This is a genomic window from Limnohabitans sp. 2KL-27 (genome assembly GCF_001269345.1).
Lineage (GTDB): Bacteria > Pseudomonadota > Gammaproteobacteria > Burkholderiales > Burkholderiaceae_C > Limnohabitans_A.
The window spans coordinates 671,272-695,006 of the sequence record NZ_CXOP01000002.1 but is presented as its reverse complement, the minus strand read 5'-3'; the positions used below and the strand labels follow the sequence as shown (position 1 = coordinate 695,006).

General features: G+C 58.2%; 20 protein-coding genes and 4 tRNA genes. All 24 read right to left on the bottom strand.

All coding sequences use genetic code 11. The features are described from left to right. Positions 1 to 14 precede the first annotated feature (14 nt). Positions 15 to 1,370 (bottom strand): 16S rRNA (cytosine(967)-C(5))-methyltransferase RsmB, encoded by a 1,356-nt coding sequence (gene rsmB / locus LHAB_RS06115; RefSeq protein ID WP_090044672.1) that lies wholly within the window; start codon positions 1,368 to 1,370, stop codon positions 15 to 17. A 19-nt stretch (positions 1,371 to 1,389) separates the two neighbouring features. After that, positions 1,390 to 1,932 carry a LemA family protein gene (locus LHAB_RS06110; protein ID WP_090044670.1) on the bottom strand — a complete coding sequence of 181 codons (543 nt, stop codon included), beginning with the start codon at positions 1,930 to 1,932 and terminating at the stop codon, positions 1,390 to 1,392. Between the two features lie 103 nt (positions 1,933 to 2,035). After that, complete coding sequence (rpoC, locus tag LHAB_RS06105; protein WP_090044667.1) at positions 2,036 to 6,250, bottom strand: DNA-directed RNA polymerase subunit beta'; 4,215 nt, start codon at positions 6,248 to 6,250, stop codon at positions 2,036 to 2,038. Positions 6,251 to 6,273: 23 nt separating this feature from the next. Then, a complete protein-coding gene (gene rpoB / locus LHAB_RS06100; protein ID WP_090044664.1) occupies positions 6,274 to 10,398 on the bottom strand; it encodes a DNA-directed RNA polymerase subunit beta in 4,125 nt (1,374 codons plus the stop codon). 301 nt (positions 10,399 to 10,699) lie between these two features. Next, positions 10,700 to 11,077, bottom strand: coding sequence for a 50S ribosomal protein L7/L12 (rplL, locus tag LHAB_RS06090; protein WP_090044659.1), 378 nt, complete (start codon positions 11,075 to 11,077; stop codon positions 10,700 to 10,702). 40 nt (positions 11,078 to 11,117) lie between these two features. Then, entirely contained in the window at positions 11,118 to 11,624 is a 507-nt protein-coding gene (gene rplJ, locus LHAB_RS06085) for a 50S ribosomal protein L10 (RefSeq protein WP_090044657.1), read from the bottom strand. A gap of 255 nt (positions 11,625 to 11,879) precedes the next feature. Beyond that, positions 11,880 to 12,575, bottom strand: coding sequence for a 50S ribosomal protein L1 (gene rplA, locus LHAB_RS06075; protein ID WP_090044651.1), 696 nt, complete (start codon positions 12,573 to 12,575; stop codon positions 11,880 to 11,882). Continuing rightward, on the bottom strand, positions 12,576 to 13,007 hold the full coding sequence (gene rplK, locus LHAB_RS06070) for a 50S ribosomal protein L11 (protein ID WP_062407242.1): 432 nt from the start codon (positions 13,005 to 13,007) through the stop codon (positions 12,576 to 12,578). Positions 13,008 to 13,131: 124 nt separating this feature from the next. Further along, a complete protein-coding gene (nusG, locus tag LHAB_RS06065) occupies positions 13,132 to 13,713 on the bottom strand; it encodes a transcription termination/antitermination protein NusG (RefSeq protein ID WP_090044649.1) in 582 nt (193 codons plus the stop codon). Next, on the bottom strand, positions 13,713 to 14,096 hold the full coding sequence (secE, locus tag LHAB_RS06060) for a preprotein translocase subunit SecE (protein ID WP_090044647.1): 384 nt from the start codon (positions 14,094 to 14,096) through the stop codon (positions 13,713 to 13,715). The genes nusG and secE overlap by 1 nt, the downstream gene beginning before the upstream one ends. A gap of 98 nt (positions 14,097 to 14,194) precedes the next feature. Further along, a tRNA-Trp gene (locus tag LHAB_RS06055) sits at positions 14,195 to 14,270 on the bottom strand. Between the two features lie 12 nt (positions 14,271 to 14,282). Next, positions 14,283 to 15,473, bottom strand: coding sequence for an elongation factor Tu (gene tuf / locus LHAB_RS06050; RefSeq protein ID WP_053172486.1), 1,191 nt, complete (start codon positions 15,471 to 15,473; stop codon positions 14,283 to 14,285). 73 nt (positions 15,474 to 15,546) lie between these two features. Further along, a tRNA-Thr gene (locus LHAB_RS06045) sits at positions 15,547 to 15,621 on the bottom strand. 30 nt (positions 15,622 to 15,651) lie between these two features. Continuing rightward, positions 15,652 to 15,725: transfer RNA gene (locus tag LHAB_RS06040), tRNA-Gly, on the bottom strand. Between the two features lie 87 nt (positions 15,726 to 15,812). Further along, a tRNA-Tyr gene (locus LHAB_RS06035) sits at positions 15,813 to 15,898 on the bottom strand. Between the two features lie 62 nt (positions 15,899 to 15,960). Beyond that, positions 15,961 to 16,722 (bottom strand): uracil-DNA glycosylase, encoded by a 762-nt coding sequence (locus LHAB_RS06030; protein ID WP_228763363.1) that lies wholly within the window; start codon positions 16,720 to 16,722, stop codon positions 15,961 to 15,963. After that, positions 16,722 to 17,510: an indole-3-glycerol phosphate synthase TrpC gene (gene trpC / locus LHAB_RS06025; protein ID WP_090044644.1), complete on the bottom strand. Its 789-nt coding sequence runs from the start codon at positions 17,508 to 17,510 to the stop codon at positions 16,722 to 16,724. The genes LHAB_RS06030 and trpC overlap by 1 nt, the downstream gene beginning before the upstream one ends. Before the next feature lie 136 nt (positions 17,511 to 17,646). Further along, the gene (trpD, locus tag LHAB_RS06020; RefSeq protein ID WP_090044642.1) at positions 17,647 to 18,675 is read right to left on the bottom strand and encodes an anthranilate phosphoribosyltransferase; all 1,029 of its coding nucleotides are present in this window, start codon (positions 18,673 to 18,675) and stop codon (positions 17,647 to 17,649) included. Between the two features lie 39 nt (positions 18,676 to 18,714). Beyond that, entirely contained in the window at positions 18,715 to 18,870 is a 156-nt protein-coding gene (locus LHAB_RS14640; protein ID WP_194943113.1) for a hypothetical protein, read from the bottom strand. 4 nt (positions 18,871 to 18,874) lie between these two features. Further along, positions 18,875 to 19,942 carry a low-specificity L-threonine aldolase gene (gene ltaE / locus LHAB_RS06015; RefSeq protein ID WP_090044639.1) on the bottom strand — a complete coding sequence of 356 codons (1,068 nt, stop codon included), beginning with the start codon at positions 19,940 to 19,942 and terminating at the stop codon, positions 18,875 to 18,877. Then, complete coding sequence (locus LHAB_RS06010; RefSeq protein ID WP_194943112.1) at positions 19,939 to 20,520, bottom strand: anthranilate synthase component II; 582 nt, start codon at positions 20,518 to 20,520, stop codon at positions 19,939 to 19,941. Before LHAB_RS06010 ends, ltaE begins: the two co-directional genes overlap by 4 nt. A gap of 2 nt (positions 20,521 to 20,522) precedes the next feature. Continuing rightward, positions 20,523 to 22,022 (bottom strand): anthranilate synthase component I, encoded by a 1,500-nt coding sequence (gene trpE / locus LHAB_RS06005; RefSeq protein WP_090044634.1) that lies wholly within the window; start codon positions 22,020 to 22,022, stop codon positions 20,523 to 20,525. Between the two features lie 283 nt (positions 22,023 to 22,305). Then, positions 22,306 to 23,028 carry a phosphoglycolate phosphatase gene (gph, locus tag LHAB_RS06000; RefSeq protein WP_090044631.1) on the bottom strand — a complete coding sequence of 241 codons (723 nt, stop codon included), beginning with the start codon at positions 23,026 to 23,028 and terminating at the stop codon, positions 22,306 to 22,308. 16 nt (positions 23,029 to 23,044) lie between these two features. Next, positions 23,045 to 23,725 (bottom strand): ribulose-phosphate 3-epimerase, encoded by a 681-nt coding sequence (rpe, locus tag LHAB_RS05995; protein ID WP_090044629.1) that lies wholly within the window; start codon positions 23,723 to 23,725, stop codon positions 23,045 to 23,047. Positions 23,726 to 23,735 lie beyond the last annotated feature (10 nt).

The following is a 23,735-nucleotide window of genomic DNA, read 5'->3' as shown; positions in this document are numbered from 1 at the left end:
CCCGGCGCCAGAGCTCAACCCAGACGCTTTTCCAGCAATGCGTAATAAAACCCGTCATGTTCACCCAGTGGATTGTCCTCGAATGGCAGGCCAAACGGGGGCTGCCCGGGTATCAAATGCCCTGGAGAGGGCTGCATTAAGGCGTCTGTGTTGTGTTGAAGGAACGCCTGCACCGTTTCGTCGCCCTCTGATTTGAAAATCGAGCACGTGCAATACAGCAAGCGCCCCCCGGGCTTGACCAAGGGCCAAAGTGCCTTGAGCAGCGCTGCCTGTGTGCGCGCCAATTGCGCGCTGTCGGTGGGACGGCGAAGCCAACGCACATCCGGATGCCTGCGCACAATGCCCGAAGCCGTACATGGCGCATCTAGCAAAACCGCGTCAAACAGGATGCCATCCCACCAAGACGCAGGCTGTCCGGCATCGGCCGCCAAGACTTGCGCGGTCAGCCCCAAACGCTGCAAATTTTGATGTATCCGTTCGCAACGGGCCTCATCCACGTCCAGCGCCAAGACTTGAGCTTGAGGGTAAATTTCCAGCAAATGGCCCGTTTTGCCGCCCGGCGCCGCACAGGCGTCCAAGATGCGCCATGGCATTTCAGCATCCAAACCCTGCAGCAACAATGGCGCAGCCACCTGAGCGGCTGCGTCCTGCACCGAGACATGCCCGGCCGCAAAGCCCGGCAACTGGTTCACGGGCACCGCCTTGTTCAATTGCAAGCCCTGTGAGCCCACCGCCTTGGCCTGCAGCCCTATCGCCTGAAGTTGCTGCTGATAGCCCGCCACGGTGTGGTGTCGGGCATTCACCCGCAGCGTCATGGGCGCGGCTTGTTGTGCCTGCGTCAAGATCTGCTGCCAGTGCAAGGGGTGATCTGCTTGCAATCGTTCCACCCACCAGCGCGAATGGTTCCATTGCGCTTGCAGGTCGCTGTCGGTTTTCAGGACCAAGGCTTCGCGTTCACGCATAAAGCGTCGCAAACAGGCGTTGATGAAGCCGCTCTGGGCTTGGGTATTTCTCTGCTTTCGCGCGGCTTCGACCGCTTGATTCACCAAGGTGTGAACAGGATAAGGCGCTTCTTCATCGCGCCAGCACAAAGCCAGCGCCGTGCAGAGCAAAGCATCCACCGCTGGGGGAGGTGCTTTGCCGGCCAACTGTTCACGCAGTGCCGTGGCACGACCGAGCTGCCTGAGGACCTGAAAGCTCAAGGCTTGCACCCCAGGTCGCAGCTCTTGCGAGACACTTTCAATCTGTGCCGTGAGGGAGCGTCCCTGGCGGGTCGCCTGCACTGCAGCGGCTGTGGCCTGCAACAGACGCCACAAAGGCGCTGACTGCGCGGGAGCGCGCGTAACCTGGGACGGAACGTTGGGTGTCATCGTTGATTTCAAACAGCGCTCAGGCGGCGCCCATGGACAAATCCATTCGCATCGCAGGCTGGAGTTTCAAACGGCTGGCCAGCCATGACGCAGGGCGCATGGCCAATGCCTCGTTGTAAGCGGCCACAGCCACATGGTAGGGGATGAGCGCAGCGGGCAGTGTTTGCCGCATGCGGTTCAATGCAATTTCCAGATCTGGCTTGACCGCATCGTTTTCGGTTTGCAACATGCGGCGAATCTCGGCCACCACCTTCTGGTGTTGCACCTGCACCTGCTTGTGAGTTTCTGCATCGAGTGATTGCAAACGTGCCTGGGACAAGGCTTCGAGCAATTCATCGCAAGCCGATTGGAGCGGTTGGAGGTCATCTGCTCCCTGCGCCACAGCCAAGGACTGACGTGCAGCAATACCGCCTTGCATGCGCACCACCAATCGCAGCCAAACCGCATCGACACTGCTCCATTGCCGTACCACTTCGGCACGCAAACGCACCAGCCGGTTGTGTGCGCCAACGGCCCAAAAAACCGCGATGGCCAGCAGCAGCCCCAAAATCAAAGCCCCCATGCTTTCACCTTTCTCGACTCTCTGCCATAAAAACAGCCCCTGACCGTCCAACGGTGCAGGGGCTGTTCACGATTGTTCACCGGGTCAAGGGTGAACGCTTCACTCAGGCCGCTTCGCCTGCATCGGTGACAGCGTCTTCGGTCGCAGAGCCTGCCAGGTCAGCCGCTTCGGCGTCCGCAATGGCGCGACGCTCTGCATCGTCCATGGCGTCCTTGACCTTGCGGGCCTGGTGGTAAGCCAAGCCGGTGCCGGCAGGAATCAAGCGACCCACAATCACGTTTTCCTTCAGGCCGCGCAACTCGTCGCGCTTGCCCATGATGGCCGCTTCGGTCAACACGCGGGTCGTTTCCTGGAAGGAAGCGGCCGAGATGAACGAATCGGTCGACAAGGAGGCTTTCGTGATACCCAGCAACAGGTTGCTGAAGGTCGCAGGAATCTTGCCATCGCTCTGCAAAGCGTCGTTGGTGTTGAGCATTTCGGAACGCTCCACCTGCTCGCCGGAGATGTAGTTGGAGTCACCAATGTTCTCCACCACCACGCGGCGCAACATCTGACGAACAATCACTTCGATGTGCTTGTCGTTGATCTTCACGCCCTGCAAACGGTAAACGTCCTGCACTTCGTCGACGATGTAGCGGGCCAGCTCTTCGATGCCCAGCAAGCGCAAGATGTCTTGAGGGTCGGCCGGGCCGTCCACAATGCTCTCGCCCTTGTTGACCACTTGGCCTTCGTGCACCAGGATGTTCTTCTCTTTGGGGATCAGTTCATCCCAGACCTTGCCTTCAGGATCGGTGATTTGCAAGCGGACCTTGCCTTTGGTCTCTTTACCGAACGACACCGTACCGGTGATCTCGGCCAGCATGCCTTTGTCTTTGGGCGTGCGGGCTTCGAACAGTTCGGCCACACGGGGCAAACCGCCGGTGATGTCTCGGGTCTTTTGACCTTCCACGGGGATACGGGCCAACACTTCGCCAGGGCCCACATCCATGCCATCGCGCACCTGAATCAGCGAGCCGATCTGGAAACCGATGGTCACCGAGTGGTCGGTGCCAGGGATCTTGACTTCTTTGCCAGCCGCATCGATCAGCTTGACCTGCGGGCGAATGACCTTGGCAGCGCCACGGCGCTTGGGGTCAATGACCACCAGGGTCGACAAGCCGGTTACTTCGTCAAGCTGCTTGGCCACGGTCAAGCCTTCTTCGACGTTTTCGAACTTCACAGTGCCGGCGTACTCGGTGATGATCGGGCGGGTCAGCGGGTCCCAGTTGGCCAAAATAGCACCGGCCTTGATGCTCTGGTCGGCCTTGACCGACAAGATGGCACCGTAGGGCACTTTGTGGCGCTCACGCTCACGGCCATGTTCGGCGATCACGATCTCTCCGGAACGGGAAATCACCACCAACTCGCCTTTGCTGTTGGTCACGTAACGCATGGTGGCGTTGAAACCAATGCTGCCGTTGGACTTGGCTTCCACGCTGGAGGCCACAGCGGCGCGTGACGCCGCACCACCGATGTGGAACGTCCGCATGGTCAGCTGTGTGCCGGGCTCGCCAATCGACTGGGCAGCAATCACGCCGACCGCTTCGCCGTTGTTGACCAAACCACCACGGCCCAAATCGCGGCCATAGCACTTGGCACACAAACCAAAGCGTGTTTCGCAGGTCAGCGCGGTGCGCACCTTGACTTCGTCGACACCTGCGGCTTCGAGTTCGTCGATCAGGTCTTCGTCCAGCATGACACCCGCTTCGGCCAGCACAGCGCGGCTTTCAGGGTGCAACACGTCTTCGGCCACGGTGCGGCCCAGGATACGGTCACGCAGCGATTCGATCACCTCACCACCTTCGACGATGGCACGCATGAGCGAGCCGTCGGCGGTGCCGCAATCGAGCTCGGTCACGACCAAGTCTTGGGTCACATCCACCAAACGGCGGGTCAGGTAACCCGAGTTGGCGGTCTTCAAAGCCGTATCGGCCAGACCTTTACGCGCACCGTGTGTCGAGATGAAGTACTGCAACACGTTCAGACCTTCACGGAAGTTCGCCGTGATGGGGGTCTCAATGATCGAGCCGTCAGGCTTGGCCATCAAACCACGCATACCGGCCAACTGGCGAATCTGGGCTGCAGAGCCACGCGCGCCAGAGTCGGCCATCATGTAAATCGAGTTGAACGATTCTTGGTCGACTTCCTTGCCATGGCGGTCGATGGTCTTCTCTTTGCGGAGTTGGTCCATCATCACCTTGGAGACGACATCACCGGCTTTGCCCCAGATGTCCACCACCTTGTTGTAGCGCTCGCCAGCGGTCACGAGACCGGAGACGTATTGCTGCTCGATGTCTTTGACTTCTTTTTCAGCCGCTTCAATGATGGCGGGCTTCTCAGGCGGCACCAGCATGTCGTCGATGCCGATCGAAATGCCTGCGCGCGTGGCCAGACGGAAACCGTTTTGCAACAGCTTGTCGGCAAACACCACGGTCTCTTTCAAGCCGCACTTGCGGAAAGCCGTGTTGATCAGCTTGGAGATTTCCTTCTTCTTCAGGGCCTTGTTGAGGTTGCTGAAGGGCAGGCCCTTGGGCAGGATCTCAGACAGCAAGGCACGACCCACAGTGGTTTCGACCATCGACACCGATGAAGAGAATTCACCTGTGACTTTGTCCTTGGTCCACTCGGTCATGCGCACGTTGATCTTGGCGGTCAACTCCACAGCATTGGCATCCAGGGCGCGCTGAACTTCTCCGATGTCGGAGAAGATCAGGCCTTCGCCCTTGGCGTTGATGCGGTCGCGGGTGGCGTAGTACAAACCCAGCACCACGTCTTGCGACGGCACGATCGACGGCTCACCAGAGGCAGGGAACAAGATGTTGTTCGAGGCCAGCATCAAGGTGCGGGCTTCCATCTGGGCTTCCACAGACAAGGGCACGTGAACGGCCATCTGGTCACCGTCGAAGTCGGCGTTGAAGGCCGCGCAAACGAGGGGGTGCAGTTGGATGGCTTTGCCTTCGATCAACAAAGGCTCGAACGCCTGGATACCCAAACGGTGCAAAGTAGGCGCACGGTTGAGCATCACGGGGTGCTCTTTGATGACCTCTTCGAGAATGTCCCACACCACCGGGGTGCCGGCTTCGACTTCTTTCTTGGCGGCCTTGATGGTGGTCGCGATGCCCATGGCTTCGAGACGCGCAAAGATGAAGGGCTTGAACAACTCAATGGCCATCAACTTGGGCAAACCGCACTGGTGCAGCTTGAGCGTAGGGCCCACGGTGATGACGGAACGACCCGAGTAGTCGACGCGCTTGCCCAGCAAGTTCTGACGGAAACGACCGCTCTTGCCTTTGATCATGTCGGCCAAAGACTTCAGGGCACGCTTGTTGGCACCCGTCATGGCTTTGCCGCGACGGCCGTTGTCCAGCAAGCTGTCCACGGCTTCTTGCAACATGCGCTTTTCGTTGCGCGCAATGATCTCAGGCGCCTTCAGCTCCAGCAAACGGCGCAGACGGCTGTTGCGGTTGATGACGCGGCGGTAGAGGTCGTTCAAGTCGGAGGTGGCGAAACGGCCACCGTCCAGCGGCACCAAGGGACGCAGGTCCGGTGGCAACACAGGCAGCACTTCGAGCACCATCCACTCGGGCTTGATGCCCGATTTCTTGAAGGCCTCGAGCACTTTCAGGCGCTTGGAGTTCTTCTTGACCTTGAGTTCGGAGCCGGTCAAGTCACCACGCAAACGCTCGATTTCGCTCTCAATGTCGATGCCTTGCAGCAGTTCCTTGATGCCCTCGGCACCCATCTTGGCGACGAATTCATCGCCGTATTCCTTGACTTTGGCATCGTAGTCGTCTTCGGACATGATGCCGAATTTTTTGAGCGGGGTCATGCCGGGATCGGTCACGACATACGCTTCAAAGTACAGCACCCGCTCGATGTCACGCAGTGTCATGTCGAGCACCAGGCCCAAACGCGACGGCAATGACTTCAAGAACCAGATGTGGGCGCACGGTGCGGCCAGATCGATGTGACCCATGCGCTCGCGACGAACCTTGGTCTGTGTGACTTCAACGCCGCACTTCTCGCAGATCACGCCGCGGTGCTTGAGGCGTTTGTACTTGCCGCACAGGCATTCGTAGTCTTTGATGGGACCAAAAATCTTGGCACAAAACAGACCATCGCGCTCGGGCTTGAAGGTCCGGTAGTTGATGGTTTCCGGCTTTTTCACTTCGCCGAAAGACCACGAACGGATCTTCTCAGGCGATGCCAGACCGATGCGGATCGCATCGAAATGGTCATCGGGCGTGAACTGCTTGAACAGGTCGAGTAGTGATTTCATGGTTTAAATCCTTTGCCTGTGAATTAAGAACGCTCGAGCTCGATGTCAAGGCCCAGCGAACGGATTTCCTTGACCAGCACGTTGAACGACTCGGGCATGCCCGCTTCGATGGAGTGTTCCCCTTTGACAATGCTCTCGTACACCTTGGTACGGCCTTGCACGTCGTCCGACTTGACGGTGAGCATCTCTTGCAGAACGTAAGAGGCGCCATACGCTTCCAGCGCCCAAACCTCCATCTCGCCGAAACGCTGACCACCGAACTGCGCCTTACCACCCAGCGGCTGCTGCGTGACCAAGCTGTAAGGACCGGTCGAACGGGCGTGCATCTTGTCGTCCACCAAGTGGTGCAGTTTCAAGAAGTGCATGTAGCCAATCGTGGTCGGGCGGTCAAAGGCATCGCCTGTTCGGCCGTCAAACAAATTGGCTTGGGTGCGCGTGGCAGTGAGGCCCTTGGCCTTGGCCAAGTCATCGGGGTATGCCAGGTGCAACATGGCCCGGATTTCTTCTTCGGCGGCACCGTCGAACACGGGCGTTGCAAATGGGAAACCTTCTTTGAGGTTGCCAGCCATAGACAAGATTTCGTCGTCGCTCAGTTGCGACAGGTCTTCTTTGCGGCCCATGCTGTTGTACAACTGCTCGAACAACTTGCGCAATTCGGCAATCTTTTCCAAGCGCTGGGTTTCGGCCTGGAGCATGTTGCCAATGCGCTGGCCAATGCCTTTACCGGCCCAGCCCAGGTGAACTTCGAGCACCTGACCCACGTTCATACGTGAAGGAACACCCAGGGGGTTCAACACGATGTCGGCAGGGGTGCCGTCGGCCATATAAGGCATGTCTTCGACCGGAACGATCTTGGACACCACACCCTTGTTGCCGTGACGACCGGCCATCTTGTCACCGGGCTGCAAGCGGCGCTTGACGGCCAAATACACCTTGACCATTTTGAGCACGCCTGCGGGCAACTCGTCGCCTTGGGTGAGCTTTTTGCGCTTTTCTTCAAACGACAAGTCGAAGCTGTGACGGGTTTGCTCCAGCGAGTTCTTGATCGACTCGAGTTGCATGGCCACATCGTCTTCGGCTGGGCGAATGTCGAACCAGTGGAATTTCTCGACAGACGCCATGTAGGCCTTGTCGATCTTGGTGCCTTTGGCCAGCTTTTGTGGGCCGCCGTTGGCCACACGGCCCACCAACAGCTTTTCGATACGGTCAAACGCGTCGGCTTCCACGATGCGCAGCTGGTCGTTCAGATCCAAGCGGAAACGCTTGAGTTCGTCATCGATGATCTGCTGGGCACGCTTGTCGCGCACGATGCCTTCACGGGTAAAGACCTGCACATCGATCACAGTGCCTTGCGAGCCCTGGTCCACACGCAGCGAGGTGTCTTTCACATCGCTGGCCTTTTCGCCGAAGATGGCGCGCAGCAGTTTTTCTTCAGGCGTGAGTGTGGTCTCGCCCTTGGGTGTGACCTTGCCGACCAACACATCGCCGGGCTGTACTTCCGCACCCACGTAGATGATGCCGGAGTCGTCCAGACGACCCAGCTGCTGCTCGGACAGGTTGGGGATGTCGCGCGAAATTTCTTCGGCGCCCAACTTGGTGTCACGGGCCATGACCACGAGCTCTTCGATGTGGATCGAGGTGTAGCGGTCTTCCGACACCACACGCTCAGAAATCAAGATCGAGTCTTCGAAGTTGTAGCCGTTCCAAGGCATGAAGGCGATCAGCATGTTCTGACCAATGGCGATTTCGCCCAGGTCGGTCGATGCGCCATCCGCAATCACATCACCTTTGGCCAGTTTATCGCCACGCTTGACGATGGGACGCTGGTGGATGTTGGTGTTCTGGTTGGAACGCTGGTACTTGATCAGGTTGTAGATGTCCACACCCACTTCACCGGCCAAAGCTTCCGCATCGTTCACGCGGATCACGATGCGGGTCGCGTCCACGTAGTCCACGATACCGCCACGGGTGGCGGTGACCACGGTGCCGGAGTCGACCGCTGCAACGCGCTCGATGCCGGTGCCGACCATGGGCTTTTCAGGGCGCAACACAGGCACGGCCTGGCGCGACATGTTGGCACCCATCAAAGCGCGGTTGGCGTCATCGTGCTCGAGGAACGGCACCAAAGAGGCCGCCACCGAAACGATCTGCGCTGGCGACACATCCATGTACTGGATGCGCTCGGCGCCACACAAAATCGATTCGCCTTTTTCACGGGCAGACACGAGGTCACCGGTCAGCTTGCCGTCTTTGTCCAAGGCCGCATTGGCCTGGGCGATGACGTACTTGCCTTCTTCGATGGCCGACAGGTAGTCGATGTCCATTGTGACCTTGCCATCGACCACACGACGGTAAGGGGTTTCGATGAAACCGTACTCGTTCAAGCGGGCGTACAAAGCCAGCGAGTTGATCAAACCGATGTTCGGGCCTTCTGGCGTTTCAATCGGGCAAACACGACCATAGTGGGTCACGTGCACGTCACGCACTTCAAAGCCTGCACGCTCGCGGGTCAAACCGCCCGGGCCAAGGGCCGAAACACGGCGCTTGTGGGTGATCTCGGCCAAGGGATTGGTCTGGTCCATGAACTGGGACAACTGCGAGGCACCGAAGAACTCTTTCAACGCGGCCGAGATCGGCTTGGAGTTGATCAAATCATGGGGCATCAGCGGCTCTTGTTCGGCTTGACCCAAACGCTCTTTCACGGCTTTCTCGATGCGGGCCAGACCGGTGCGGTATTGGTTTTCGGCCAATTCACCCACGCAACGCACGCGGCGGTTGCCCAAGTGGTCGATGTCATCGACTTCGCCATTGCCGTTGCGCAAGTCCACCAAAATCTTGACCACAGCCAAGATGTCTTCGTTGGTCAAGACCATGGGGCCTGTGGAGTCAGGGCGACCCACGCGGGCGTTGAACTTCATGCGACCGACGCGCGACAAGTCGTAGGTGTCGGGGTTGTAGAACAAGCGCTGGAACAGGGCTTGCACAGCATCTTCTGTGGGCGGCTCGCCAGGACGCATCATGCGGTAGATGGCCACGCGTGCAGCAAACTCGTCCACGGTCTCGTCGATGCGCAGAGTTTGCGAAATGTACGCGCCCTGGTCCAATTCGTTCGTGTAAATGCAAGGCAGGTCTTGGATGCCCGATGTGCGCAGCTTTTTCAGCAAGGCCTCGGTCAACTCTTCGTTGGCCTTGGCGATGATTTCGCCGGTATCGGCTTCGACAATGCTGCGCGCGACCACGCGACCGAGCAAATAGTCTTCAGGCACGCTGATGTGCGTGGTGCCCGATTGCTCGAGCTCGCGGGTGTGACGCACGGTGATGCGCTTGTCTTTGGCGACCACCACTTTGCCGGACTTGTCGGTGATGTCAAAACGGGCCACTTCGCCGCGCAGACGTTCCGCCACAAATTCCATTTGGGCACCGCTGTCCATCAGGCGGAAGTTGTCGTTGACGAAGAAGTTCGCCAGGATCGACTCTGGGTTCAGGCCAATGGCCTTGAGCAAAATCGAGACGGGCATCTTGCGACGACGGTCGACGCGGAAATACAAAATGTCTTTCGGGTCAAACTCGAAGTCAAGCCATGAACCGCGGTAAGGGATGATGCGGGCGGAAAACAGCAATTTTCCCGAACTGTGGGTCTTGCCCTTGTCGTGCTCAAAGAACACGCCAGGCGAGCGGTGCAACTGGGACACGATCACGCGCTCGGTGCCGTTGATGATGAAGGAGCCTTTGTCGGTCATCAGGGGCACTTCGCCCATGTAGACCTCTTGCTCTTTGACTTCCTTGACGACTTTGTTCTGCGAGGTGGAGGAGTCGCGGTCGTAAATGATGAGTTGCACGCGAGCACGCACGGCCGACGAAAACGTCAAGCCTCGGGTCTGACATTCGCGCACATCAAACGCTGGTTTGGCCAGGTTGTACTCGACGAATTTCATCTCCACAAAACCATTGTGGGACACGATCGGGAAAGCCGACTTGAATGCGGCTTGCAAGCCTTCGTGTGTTCGTTTGGATGAAACTACCCCAGCTTGCAAGAAGGACGTGTAAGCGTCTTTTTGCATTTGCAGCAGGTAAGGAACTTCGAGCACGCTTTCGCGGCTTCCGAAACTTTTGCGAATTCGCTTGCGTTCGGTGTATGAATAGGCCATGAGATCTCCGGGCTTGATCTTTCAGAACTGTGTGTTGACCGAGCTTTTGCACTCGTTCAACGGTCTTGGCGGCTGGCCTCTACCAGCGTTGGCGGACGATTGCGCATTGCACGCAACCCGAACCAAGGGTCTTCTGCAGTCGGGTCAGAAAACACTGGAAAGTAGACTTATTCAAATCCACTTTCCGGTGTTTCGCTAAAACACTGAATAACAGCTCTGCAGGAGCCGCTTTTCGGTGTGCTCTTCAAGCACCAAAGGCTGGAGGCCCTGACGGGCACTCCAGCCTTGGAACAAAACCGAATTACTTGAGTTCGGCCTTGGCGCCGGCTTCTTCCAGCTTCTTCTTGGCAGCTTCAGCGTCAGCTTTTGGCAGGCCTTCTTTCACAGCCTTGGGTGCGCCGTCGACCAGGTCTTTGGCTTCTTTCAAGCCCAGACCGGTGATTTCGCGCACGGCCTTGATCACGGACACTTTGTTGGCGCCAGCTTCGAGCAGCATGACGTTGAAGTCAGTCTTCTCTTCAGCGGCAGCACCACCAGCAGCAGCACCACCAGCAGCAGGAGCGGCCATGGCGGCAGCGCTCACACCAAACTTCTCTTCGATGGCTTTCACCAGGTCGTTGAGTTCCATGACCGTCATGCTGTCCAGCGCGGTCAAAAATGCGTCTTTATCGAATGCCATTTTTATTTCCTAACAATTGGTTAAAACACGAATGCTGGCCTTAAGCGGCAACAGCTTCGCCTTCGCCTTTTTTGGCCGCCAGAGCGCCCAACACCACAGCGGTGCGGGACATTGGCGACATCAGCAAGCCACACAACTGAGCCAACAAAACTTCTTTCGAAGGGATGCTTGCCAATTGCTTCACGCCGTTGACGTCCAAGGCCTTGCCTGCAAATGCACCTGCGCGAATGACCAACTTGTCGTTGGCTTTCGCGAAGTCGGCCACCACTTTCGCGGCGGCGACTGCATCTTCAGAGAAGCCATAGATCAGCGGACCGGTCATCTGGTCGGCGACAACTTCAAACTGCGTACCTGTCACAGCACGGCGGGCCAGGGTGTTTTTCAACACGCTCAGCGAAACGCCCAGGCTGCGAGCTTTGACGCGCAGGTTTGTCATGTCAGCGACCGTGATGCCACGGTATTCCGCCATCACCAGCGTTTGAGCTTTAGCGGCGAGGTCGGTCACTTCGGAAATGACCGCTTCTTTCTCACTGCGATTCAGACTCAAGGTCTACTCCTTTATATGTGTTGTCTGGGTTGCCCCTTGAACACGCCTATTTGCAGCGACCAACTGTTGTGGATATTCATCCATCTGCAGCGGGATCGCCATCTGCGTTGGCCCAAACCTACAAGCGAACTTTTCGGTTTGTTGATTAAGCACACGCCTGTGTGCACCAACGGTCTTGGATGGCCCGCCGATCTTTTGCAAGATCAACGGCCCACCACATTGAGGCGCTCAAATGAACGCCTCAAATCTTTGCCATCACGCCGAGATGGATTGTGTGTCGACGCGAACGCCCACACCCATGGTCGAAGACACAGCCACTTTGCGCAGGTAAACACCTTTGCTGGTAGCGGGCTTGGCTTTCACCAAAGCTTCGATCAAAGCAGCCAAGTTGCCCTGCAACTTGTCGGTGTCGAATGAACGGCGACCGATCGTGCCATGCACGATACCGGCTTTGTCCACACGGAACTGGACCTGACCGGCCTTGGCGTTTTTCACGGCGGTGGCCACATCAGGGGTGACGGTGCCGACTTTGGGGTTGGGCATCAGGCCACGTGGGCCCAGGATCTGACCCAAAGTACCGACCACGCGCATCGCGTCAGGGGCCGCAATCACCACGTCGAAGGGCATGTCACCAGCTTTCACGCGGGCGGCCAGGTCGTCCATGCCCACCACGTCTGCGCCAGCTGCGCGGGCTTCATCAGCCTTGGCGCCTTGGGCGAACACAGCCACACGTGCGGTTTTGCCGGTGCCGTTGGGCAGTACGACAGCGCCACGAACCACTTGGTCCGACTTCTTGGCATCGATGCCGAGTTGAACGGCCACGTCGATGGACTCATCGAACTTGGCGGTCGCGCACTCTTTGACCATGGTCAAAGCGTCAGACAGCGCGTACAGCTTCAGGCTGTCAACTTTGCCAACCAAGGCTTTTTGTTTTTTAGTGAGCTTGGACATTTACACGCCCTCCACATTCACGCCCATGGAACGGGCAGTACCAGCGATGGTGCGAACAGCTGCGTCCAGGTCGGCAGCAGTCAGGTCTTTCATCTTGGTCTTGGCGATTTCTTCCAGCTGAGCGCGGGTGATCTTGCCAACCTTTTCCAGACCTGGCTTGGTTGAAGCCTTGTCGATCTTGATGGACTTCTTGATCAAGGTCGCTGCAGGCGGCGTCTTGATGATGAAGGTGAAGGATTTGTCTGCAAACGCTGTGATGACCACAGGCAATGGCAGGCCCGGCTCGACGCCTTGGGTCTGTGCGTTGAACGCCTTGCAGAATTCCATGATGTTCAAACCACGCTGGCCCAGTGCAGGACCAATGGGTGGTGATGGATTGGCTTTACCAGCTGGCACTTGCAGCTTGATGAAGCCGACGATTTTTTTCGCCATGCTTTTCTCCTTGCGGGTTGTAACGCTTCGGACCTTCAGGCCCTCTGCTCCCCGGGGTTAACGACTCTGAGATATTGACAAGCGCCGAGTCGGGAAGCGCTTGACAGAAATTTGAACAATCCGTTCAGGTTTTTTCGACTTGACCGAATTCCAGCTCAACCGGTGTGGCACGACCAAAAATCGTGACGGAAACACGCATTTTGTTGCGCTCGTAATTGACTTCTTCGACGGTGCCGTTGAAATCGGTGAATGGGCCTTCCTTGACGCGGATGTATTCACCCACTTCGAACTCGACCTTGTGACGCGGCTTGTCTGTGCCTTCTTGCATCTGGTTCACGATTTTCTGAACATCTGCTTCAGAAATCGGGGCCGGACGGTTTTTGGCGCCGCCCACGAAACCGGTCACTTTGTTGGTGTGTTTCACCAAATGCCAAGTTTCGTCGTCCATCACCATTTCCACCAGCACATAGCCAGGAAAAAATTTACGTTCGGTGGTGCGCTTTTGACCGTTTTTGACTTCCACAACCTCTTCGGTGGGAACAAGAATGCGGCCAAATTTGGTTTCCATGCCTGAGCGCGCAATGCGCTCAATGATGTTGCGTTCGACCGCCTTTTCCATGCCGGAATAGGCGTGGACCACATACCACTTGAGGTCTGGGTTGGTCGAAGAGCCCGCCATCGGCGCGTTGACTACAGCATCGTTCATTACTTTTTCCACCCAAGAATCAGATCGTAAAAAACCCATTCCAGAGTTTTGTCGGTGAGCCACAGGAACAAGGCCATCACCACCACAAAGGCAAAGACATAAGCCGTGATCTGCAAGGCTTCTTTGCGTTCGGGCCAAACCACTTTTTTGACTTCACGAACAGCGTCACGGCCAAAAGCCACCAATTGACGCCCCGACTCGGAAGTGAAGAACACCACCATGCTGGCTGCCAAACCTACGAGCAGGCCCGCCCACTGCGCCAAACCGCCTTTGCCGGCCAACATGTAGAAGGCGACCAACGCAGCAATGACCAATGCGCCCGCCAAAGCCAGACGCATCTTGTCACCAGCAGCACTCACAGTTTGAACTTCGGACGTTGCCATACGGCTTGAAACCTTTGTTGAGCCCTCTTTCAAGAGGACTCGTATCAGACAAGGAAGCCCACTAGGGTCTAGTGGGCTTGAAAATCCACCTTTTCAGGTGGCAGGGGCAGTAGGAATCGAACCTACAACCTTCGGTTTTGGAGACCGACGCTCTGCCAATTGAGCTATACCCCTACTTGAACCTCTTTAAGCAATGATCTTGGCAACAACGCCAGCACCAACCGTTCGGCCGCCTTCGCGGATGGCGAAGCGCAAGCCCTCTTCCATCGCAATGGGGTTGATCAACTTCACAGTGATCGACACGTTGTCACCCGGCATCACCATCTCTTTGCCTTCTGGCAATTCGATCGCGCCTGTCACGTCCGTCGTACGGAAGTAGAACTGAGGACGGTAGTTGTTGAAGAAAGGCGTGTGACGGCCACCTTCGTCTTTGGACAAGACATAGATCTCGCCCGTGAAGTGGGTGTGGGGCTTGATCGAGCCGGGCTTGCACAGCACTTGGCCGCGCTCGACGTCTTCGCGCTTGGTGCCGCGCAACAAGATACCAACGTTGTCGCCGGCTTGACCTTGGTCCAGCAGCTTGCGGAACATCTCAACGCCTGTGCAAGTGGTCTTGACCGTGTCTTTGATGCCCACGATTTCGATTTCTTCGCCGACTTTGACGATACCGCGCTCGATACGGCCAGTCACCACAGTGCCGCGACCGGAGATGGAGAACACGTCTTCCACGGGCATCAGGAATGCGCCGTCCACTGCGCGGTCAGGCGTAGGGATGTAAGTGTCCAGCGCTTCGGCCAGCTTCATGATGGCTTGCTCGCCCAAAGGACCCTTGTCGCCTTCCAGCGCCAACTTGGCAGAGCCTTGCACGATCGGTGTGTCGTCGCCTGGGAAGTCGTACTTGGACAACAACTCGCGCACTTCCATCTCGACCAGTTCCAACAACTCAGCGTCGTCCACCATGTCGCACTTGTTCAAGAACACGATGATGTAAGGCACGCCCACCTGGCGGGCCAACAAGATGTGCTCACGGGTCTGAGGCATAGGGCCGTCAGCAGCGGAGCAAACCAAAATAGCGCCGTCCATCTGGGCCGCACCAGTGATCATGTTCTTCACATAGTCAGCGTGGCCTGGGCAGTCCACGTGCGCGTAGTGACGGTTTTCGGTCTCGTACTCGACGTGCGCGGTGTTGATCGTGATACCACGGGCTTTTTCTTCGGGCGCCGCGTCGATCTGGTCGTACGCTTTGGCAGCACCGCCGAACTTGGCAGCCAACACGGTGGTGATGGCGGCAGTCAGGGTGGTTTTGCCGTGGTCAACGTGACCGATGGTGCCCACGTTGACGTGGGGTTTGGTCCGTTCGAATTTCTCTTTTGCCATATCTTCGACTCCGAAAAGCAGTGGTCAACAACCAAGACAGAGGGCGCACAACTCGCATTGCGCGCCCCAAAACTGGTGCCCTTGGCGGGAATCGGACCCGCGACCTCTCCCTTACCAAGGGAGTGCTCTACCACTGAGCCACAAGGGCGAAAACTTCTGACAATTTCAACCGGTTGACTGGAGCGGGAAACGGGAATCGAACCCGTGTCATTAGCTTGGAAGGCTAAGGTTCTACCATTAAACTACTCCCGCACTGATCGCGCCGCACGAGTGGATGCAACGACAATGCTTGGAAACCATTTCCAATTGCTCAATTCATACCGGCCAAAGCCAGTTTGCTGGTGGAGGAGACTGGATTCGAACCAGTGTAGGCGTAAGCCAACAGATTTACAGTCTGCCCCCTTTAGCCACTCGGGCACCCCTCCAGAAGCGAGTCTTAGATTATGCCATCTTTTTGTGAACCCCTGCAAGACGGCTCACAAAATTTTCACCACGCGATGGGTTTGTCGCCGCATTGCGCCAAAAAGGCATTGGCTTGAACGAAATGACCGCAGCCCACAAAGGGAATGGGGGGGCGCAGGGCCGACAAAGGTGAGGGGTGGTTGGCCATCAGCACCAAATGTCGGCTTGAGTTCTTGGTTTGTTCAATCAAGGCTTTTTTGGCCTGAGCTTGCGCACCCCACAGCATGAACACCACAGGTTTAACACTTTGAGCAACCGTTATGACCAACTCATCGCTCAAAACCTCCCAGCCCCAGCCGGCGTGGCTGGCCGCTTGCCCGGCTTTGACTGTCAAACAGGTGTTGAGCAGCAAGACCCCTTGCTTTGCCCAGCGCACCAGTGAACCGTCAGTGGGCACGGAAACACCCAGGCTTTGCTGCAGCTCCTTGAAGATGTTGCGCAAACTGGGCGGCAAGCGCACACCCGGCGCCACCGAAAAGGCCAGACCTTCCGCCTGGCCCGGTCCGTGGTAAGGGTCTTGCCCCAAAATCACCACGCGCACCTGACTCAAAGGGGTCAAGCTCAGTGCTCGAAAGGGCTCTGGCGGATACATGATGTGCCCCGCCAAGAGCGCATCGTTCAAGCGCCGGGTCAAGGCAAGCCCCGCCTCGGAACGCACAAAGGCATCCACCACGGGGCGCCACCGGGCGTCCAGGCCATCCAGCTGCAAAGGCCAACTCAGCCCTTGATGGGCTAACCCCAACCCCTCTTCAAACCCCAGACTTTGCTGCCCCGTCATGTGGGACATCAGGCAAAGAGTTTGGCCAGGGCTTCGCCCGGCTCGCTGGCGCGCATGAAAGCCTCGCCCACCAAGAAGGCGTTGACCTGGGCCTCACGCATGAGGCGAACATCTTCCGGGGTTTGAATGCCGCTTTCGGTGACCAGCAAGCGGTCAGCCGGTACATCCGGCAACATGTCCAAGGTGGTCTGCAGCGACACCTCGAAGGTTTTCAAGTTGCGGTTGTTGATGCCCACCAATCGGGTTTTCAGCTTCAGGGCACGTTCAAGTTCGGCTTTGTCGTGCACCTCCACCAGCACGGCCATGTCCAGGCTGCGGGCCACCGCCTCCATTTCGGCCATGTGGGCATCGTCCAAGCAGGCCGCGATGAGCAAGATGGCGTCAGCCCCCATGGCGCGTGCCTCGTACACCTGGTAGACATCGATCATGAAATCCTTGCGCAAAACTGGCAGATCACAACTGGCGCGCGCTTGTTTGAGGTAATCCACACTGCCTTGGAAGAACTGCTTGTCCGTCAACACCGACAAGCAAGCGGCGCCGTACTCGGCGTAACTTTGGGCAATGTCGGCAGGGATGAAGTCAGCCCGCAACACACCTTTGGACGGGCTGGCCTTCTTGATTTCGGCGATCACCGCCGCTTGGCCTGCAGCCATCTTGGCGCGCATCGCGCCTTCAAAGTCACGGGTCAACACGCGACTTTCGGCATCGGCGCGCACCACGGCGAGCGATTTTTGCTTCAAGGCTGCTGCCACTTCTTCGCGTTTGACCGCAACGATTTTGTCCAAGATGTCACTCATGATTTTCTTTCTGTACGGGCTCGGCGGCACCGCTTTTCAAAATGCGAACAAAGGCGCTGTACATCACCCCGGCCACGACCAGAAACAAGGACGTCATGCCCAAAGCGATCCAGGCGCCCTCGCCTCACCACATGGCTCAAGCCGCCTTCTGACCAAAGGCCACAAACTGGGCCAGCTTGGCTTTGGCCGCACCAGACTCAATGGCTACACGTGCACGCGCCAGGCCATCGGCGATGCTGCTGGCCACGTTGGCGGCATACAAGGCAGCGCCCGCATTGATCATGACGATGTCTCGCGCCGCGCCGGGCTCATTGTCCAGTACGCCACGCAACATGGCCATGGACTGCTCGGGGGTGTCCACTTTCAGGGCCCGGTTGCTGGCCATGGTCAGACCAAAGTCTTCCGGGTGGATTTCGTATTCTGTGATCTGCCCGTTTTTCAGCTCGCCCACCAAGGTGGCCGCGCCCAGGCTGATCTCGTCCATGCCATCGCGCCCGTACACCACCACCGCATGCTCGGCACCCAAGCGTTGCAGAGCGCGAACCTGAATCCCCACCAGGTCAGAGTGGAACACACCCATCAATATGTTGGGCGCGCTGGCCGGGTTGGTCAAGGGCCCGAGGATGTTGAAAATCGTGCGCACACCCAGCTCCTTGCGCACCGGTGCTACGTTTTTCATGGCCGGGTGGTGGTTGGGTGCAAACATGAAGCCGATACCCACTTCTTCGATCGAACGGGCTATCTGCTCAGGAGGCAGGTGGATGTTGCCGCCCAGGGCTTCGACCACATCGGCACTGCCCGATTTGCTGCTGACGCTGCGCCCGCCATGTTTGGCGGTTTTCGCCCCCGCTGCAGCGGCCACAAACATGGCGCAAGTCGAGATATTGAAAGTGTGGGCCCCATCGCCCCCCGTACCCACGATGTCCACCAGATGAGTGGGGTCGGCCACATGCACTTTGGTCGAAAACTCGCGCATCACTTGGGCGGCGGCCGTGATCTCACCAATGGTTTCCTTTTTCACGCGCAAACCTGTGATGAGCGCCGCTGTCATGACAGGCGAGAGTTCGCCATTCATGATCATGCGCATGATTTTGAGCATCTCGTCATGAAATATCTCGCGGTGCTCGATGGTGCGTTGCAGCGCTTCCTGAGGGGTGATGGGCATGGTGAGTTTCCTCTCGGATAAAGGGATACGTTGAATAATTCAGTGCAAAGGCACATCGGTCAAGGCGCGCTTCAGACCCCGCCGCACCACGCCACGCCAGAACTGGTGGCCGACGTAGGCCACCTGCGGACCGGGCGTGAGTTTGCGCCGCGCACCGGACAGCATGAGCATCAGGACTTGCTGAGTTTCAGGCATGGCGTCAGTAAACACCTGTTCGGGCTGAACCTGAGCTGGCATCAACAGAGGCCTTCAGCATGAGGCGCCGGATGCAGTCGATGGCGTGGTCGATGCCTAAAGCATCTACCCCCAGGTGCGTCACAAAGCGCAGGCCGATCAAACCCGTGGCCAACACACCATGGGCCTTCAAATCATCAAGCAGCGCCGGACCACGCCCATCGGCCACCTCCACAAACACAATGTTGGTTTGCGCCGAGCGCACGCTCAGACCGGGTACACCTTGCAGGCCCATGGCCAACCGCTGTGCCAGGGCATGGTCATCGGCCAGGCGGTCCACATGGTGCTCCAGCGCATGCAAAGCCGCAGCGGCCAAAATACCGGACTGGCGCATACCACCGCCCAACACCTTGCGCCAACGCAGCGCCTTGTCGATCAGTTCACGCGAGCCGCACAAGGCCGAGCCCACGGGCGCACCCAAGCCCTTGCTGAAGCACACAGACACACTGTCAAAGTGGTCCACAATGCGCCGCACGCTGGCCAAGACCGGCTCGCCCTCGGCTTGCGCCACGGCCGCATTGAACAAGCGGGCACCATCCAGATGCACGGCCAAACCGTGCTGGCGGGCCAGGCCCGTGGCTTGCGCCAGATAGGCCTGCGACATGGGGTGGCCGTTCCAAGTGTTTTCCAGCGCCAGCAGACGGGTCCGGGCAAAGTGGCAATCGATGGGCTTGATGGCTGAGGCGATGTCGGCCAGCGCCATTTCTCCCAAAGGGTTTTGCGCCAGCGGCTGGGGCTGGATGCTGCCCAGCACTGCCGCGCCGCCGCCTTCATACCGGTAGGTGTGTGCGTTTTGACCGACGATGTACTCGTCACCCCGCTCGCAGTGCGCCATCAGGGCGCACAGGTTGCTTTGAGTGCCCGAGGGCATGAACAGCGCAGCTTCTTTGCCGGTGATCTGCCCAATGCGTTGTTGCAAGGCGTTGACCGTGGGGTCGTCGCCAAACACATCGTCGCCGACGGATGCAGCCAGCATGACCTCGCGCATGGCTGCGGTCGGCTGGGTCACGGTGTCGCTGCGCAGGTCGATCATGGTCGCACCAAAAAGTTTTTGAGCATGGCGTGGCCATGCTCGGTCAGGATGGATTCGGGGTGGAACTGAACACCTTCGATGTCCAGCTCGGTGTGGCGCACGCCCATGATTTCGCCGTCATCGGTCCAAGCCGTGACTTTGAGGCAGGACGGGCAAGTGGCCCGCTCAATGGCCAATGAGTGGTAACGGTTGACGGTGAATTGCTGGGGCAAGCCCGCAAACACGCCTTCTTGCGTGGTGGTGATGACACTGGTCTTGCCATGCATCAACGCTTGCGCTCGAACAATCTTGCCGCCAAAAGCAGCACCAATGCTTTGGTGCCCCAGACATACGCCCAATATAGGCAGTTGGCCTGCAAAGTGCTGGATGGCCGCCACCGAAATGCCCGCCTCGGCAGGCGAACAGGGGCCGGGCGAGATCACCAGACGATCAGGCTGGCGGGCTGCAATGCCCTCGAGCGTGATTTCATCGTTGCGAAAGACTTCAACCTCCGCACCCAGTTCGCCGAAGTACTGAACGATATTGAAGGTGAAGGAATCGTAGTTGTCGACCATGAGGAGTTTTATTTTTTTTGCCATGGTCACTCCAAACCTTCTTCCACCAATTCGCTGGCCCGCAACAAGGCACGTGCCTTGTGCTCGGTTTCACGCCATTCCATCTCGGGCACCGAATCGGCCACCACACCGGCGGCAGCCTGCACATACAGCATCTGGTCCTTGATGACGGCGGTGCGGATCGCGATGGCCACGTCCATGTCACCCGCATAACTGATATAGCCACAGGCGCCGCCGTAAATGCCGCGCTTGACTGGTTCAAACTGGTCAATCAGCTCCATGGCGTGGACCTTGGGAGCACCCGTCAAGGTGCCCGCCGGAAAGGTGGCTTTGAGCACGTCCATGTTGCTCATGCCTTCGTTGAGAATGCCTTCGACGTTGCTCACGATGTGCATGACGTGGCTATACCGTTCGACCACAAAGGCCTCGGTCACCTTGACCGATCCGGTCTGGGCAATGCGGCCAATGTCGTTGCGCGCCAGATCGATCAGCATCACATGCTCGGCACGCTCCTTGGGGTCGTTGATCAGTTCGAGCTCGGCGGCCTTGTCTTTTTCAGGTGTCGCGCCACGGGGCCGTGTACCCGCCAAAGGCCGGATGATGACTTTGGCCCCCTCTGTGGTCTGCTCTTGGCGCACCAAAATCTCGGGGCTGGCCCCGACCACATGGAAGTCACCGAAGTTGTAGAAATACATGTAAGGGCTGGGGTTGAGCGAGCGCAACGCCCGGTACAAGGACAGCGGACTTTCGGTGAAGCGCTTTTTGATGCGCTGGCCGACCTGCACCTGCATGAAATCACCTCCAGCGATCAGCTCCTTGGCTTTTTCGACGGCGGCGATGTAATCGGGCTTGGCAAAGTCACGTTCAGCCGGGTAAGACTGAGTGGGTTTGACCACCGGAGCGCTGACCGAGTACTTGAGCTGCTCTTTCAGATCGCGCAGGCGTTTTTTTGCGCCCACATAGGCCTCGGGCGTGGCCGGGTCGGCATAGACGATGAGGTAGAGCTTGCCGGACAAGTTGTCGATCACAGCCAGTTCCTCGCACTGCAGCAACAAGATATCGGGCGTTCCCAAGGTATCGGGGGGGCAGGATTTTTCGAGTTTTTTCTCGATGTAGCGCACCGCGTCATAACCAAAATAGCCTGCCAAGCCACCACAAAAACGCGGCAAGCCCGGGCGCAAAGCCACCTTGAAACGCGTTTGGTATTGCGCGATGAAATCCAGTGGGTTACCCGTCGCGGTTTCGATCACCACCCCATCGCGCACCACTTCGGTTTTGGACTCAGCGCCAAACCCACTGGCGCGCAGCAGCGTGCGCGCAGGCAGGCCGATGAAGCTGTAACGCCCAAAACGTTCGCCACCCACCACCGATTCGAGCAAGAAGCTGTATTGGCCATTGTCCTTGGTGTGGGCCAGCTTCAGATAAAGCGAGAGGGGGGTTTCCAGGTCCGCAAAGGCCTCCAACATGAGGGGAATGCGGTTGTAGCCTTGGCTGGCCAGGCTTTTAAATTCAAGTTCGGTGATCACAGGCTAGAGCCTCCAAAGCGCTCAGCGACCTCGGTCGAGGTGCATTTCATTCATCCAGGTGCCCGGTCATGGTGTCTATGAAGCCGGGCGAGGGTGGCGGGCAAACCGCACAGTCGATGGGGTCAGGCTGGCCGACGCCAGGGCCAGGCTCCCCGGCCTTCCGCAGGGGAATGGCTCGGCAGGCAGGCTGCGCTGGCGTGAATGAAGATCGTGAACATGGTGAGTCAAGTGTAGCAAAGGCGGCCTGCCGGTTTGGACAGCGCGCCAGCCAGCTTTGCGCACATCATTTGTGCATGCCGTTCAACCGCTCTGGCAAGTCGGCCAGCGTGTCCAACCAAGCGGCGGCAGGCGTGTCTTGCACCCTTTGACCATGGTTGTACCCATACGTGACCAACACCACTGGACAGCCGGCGGCATGGGCAGCTTGGGCATCGTTGCTGGAATCGCCCACCATCAAGGTGCGTGCGGCGTTGGTGCCCAGCGCCTCACAGGTTTTCAGCAAAGGCAAGGGGTCAGGCTTTTTGCGCTCGAAACTGTCCCCACCAAACACGGGGCCAAAGAAGTGCGCCAGTGATTTCTCTTTCAGCAAGGCCTGGGCAAAGGCCAGTGGCTTGTTGGTCAGGCAGGCCATGGGCATGCCCTGGGCGGCCAAGCTCTCGAGCGCCTCCAGAGCGCCGGGGTAGACATCGGCAAACTGCCCATTGATCGCCAGATAGTGGTGCTGGTACCGCTGCCATGCGCGGCTGAAAAGGGCGTCCACCGACAGGGCCGGGCAAGCCTGGCCCACTCCCTTGACTTCAGGCCGGTTGATTTGATGCGCCAGCAAGGTGCGGATCAGATGTTCGGAGCCTTTGCCAATGGTTTGCTCGATGAGCGCGTCGGACACTGCTGGCAAGTCCAGATCGGCCATGGTGCGGTGCAAAGCCACCTGAAAATCACCCAAGGTGTGCACCAGGGTCCCGTCCAGGTCAAAAATGACCGCCTCGATCTGTTTCATAGCCTGCATGGTGCCGTTTATCGCTTCAGGACAAGGCCACGCGCATCTGGTCGATCACGGCTTTGTAATCGGGTTTGCCAAAAATGGCACTGCCCGCCACGAAGGTGTCAGCCCCTGCATCGGCCACGCGGCGGATGTTGTCGGCCTTGATGCCCCCATCCACCTCCAAGCGAATGTCACGGCCGCTGCGCTCGATCCACTGGCGGGCCAACTCGACCTTGCGCAAGGCCGAATCGATGAAGCTTTGGCCCCCAAAACCCGGGTTCACGCTCATGATGAGGATCAGGTCAATCTCGTCGATGGTCCATTCCAACACGTCCAGCGGTTCTGCCGGATTGAACACCAGACCTGCCTTGACCCCTTTGCTTTTGATGGCCTGAATGCTGCGGTGCACATGGGCGCTGGCGTCCGGGTGAAAGCTGATGAGATCAGCACCCGCCTCGGCAAAAGATGCTGCCAACGCATCGACTGGTGAGATCATCAAATGCACATCAATCGGCACGGCCACGCCGGATGCCGTTTTGGCATGGGGCTTGAGGGCCTGGCAAACCATGGGGCCGAAGGTCAAGTTGGGCACGTAATGGTTGTCCATCACGTCAAAGTGGATCCAGTCGGCACCAGCGTCAATGACGCTTGTGACTTCCTCGCCCAAGCGGGCGAAATCAGCCGAGAGGATGGAAGGGGCAATGCGGTAGGTCGTCGTCATCCCTGAATTG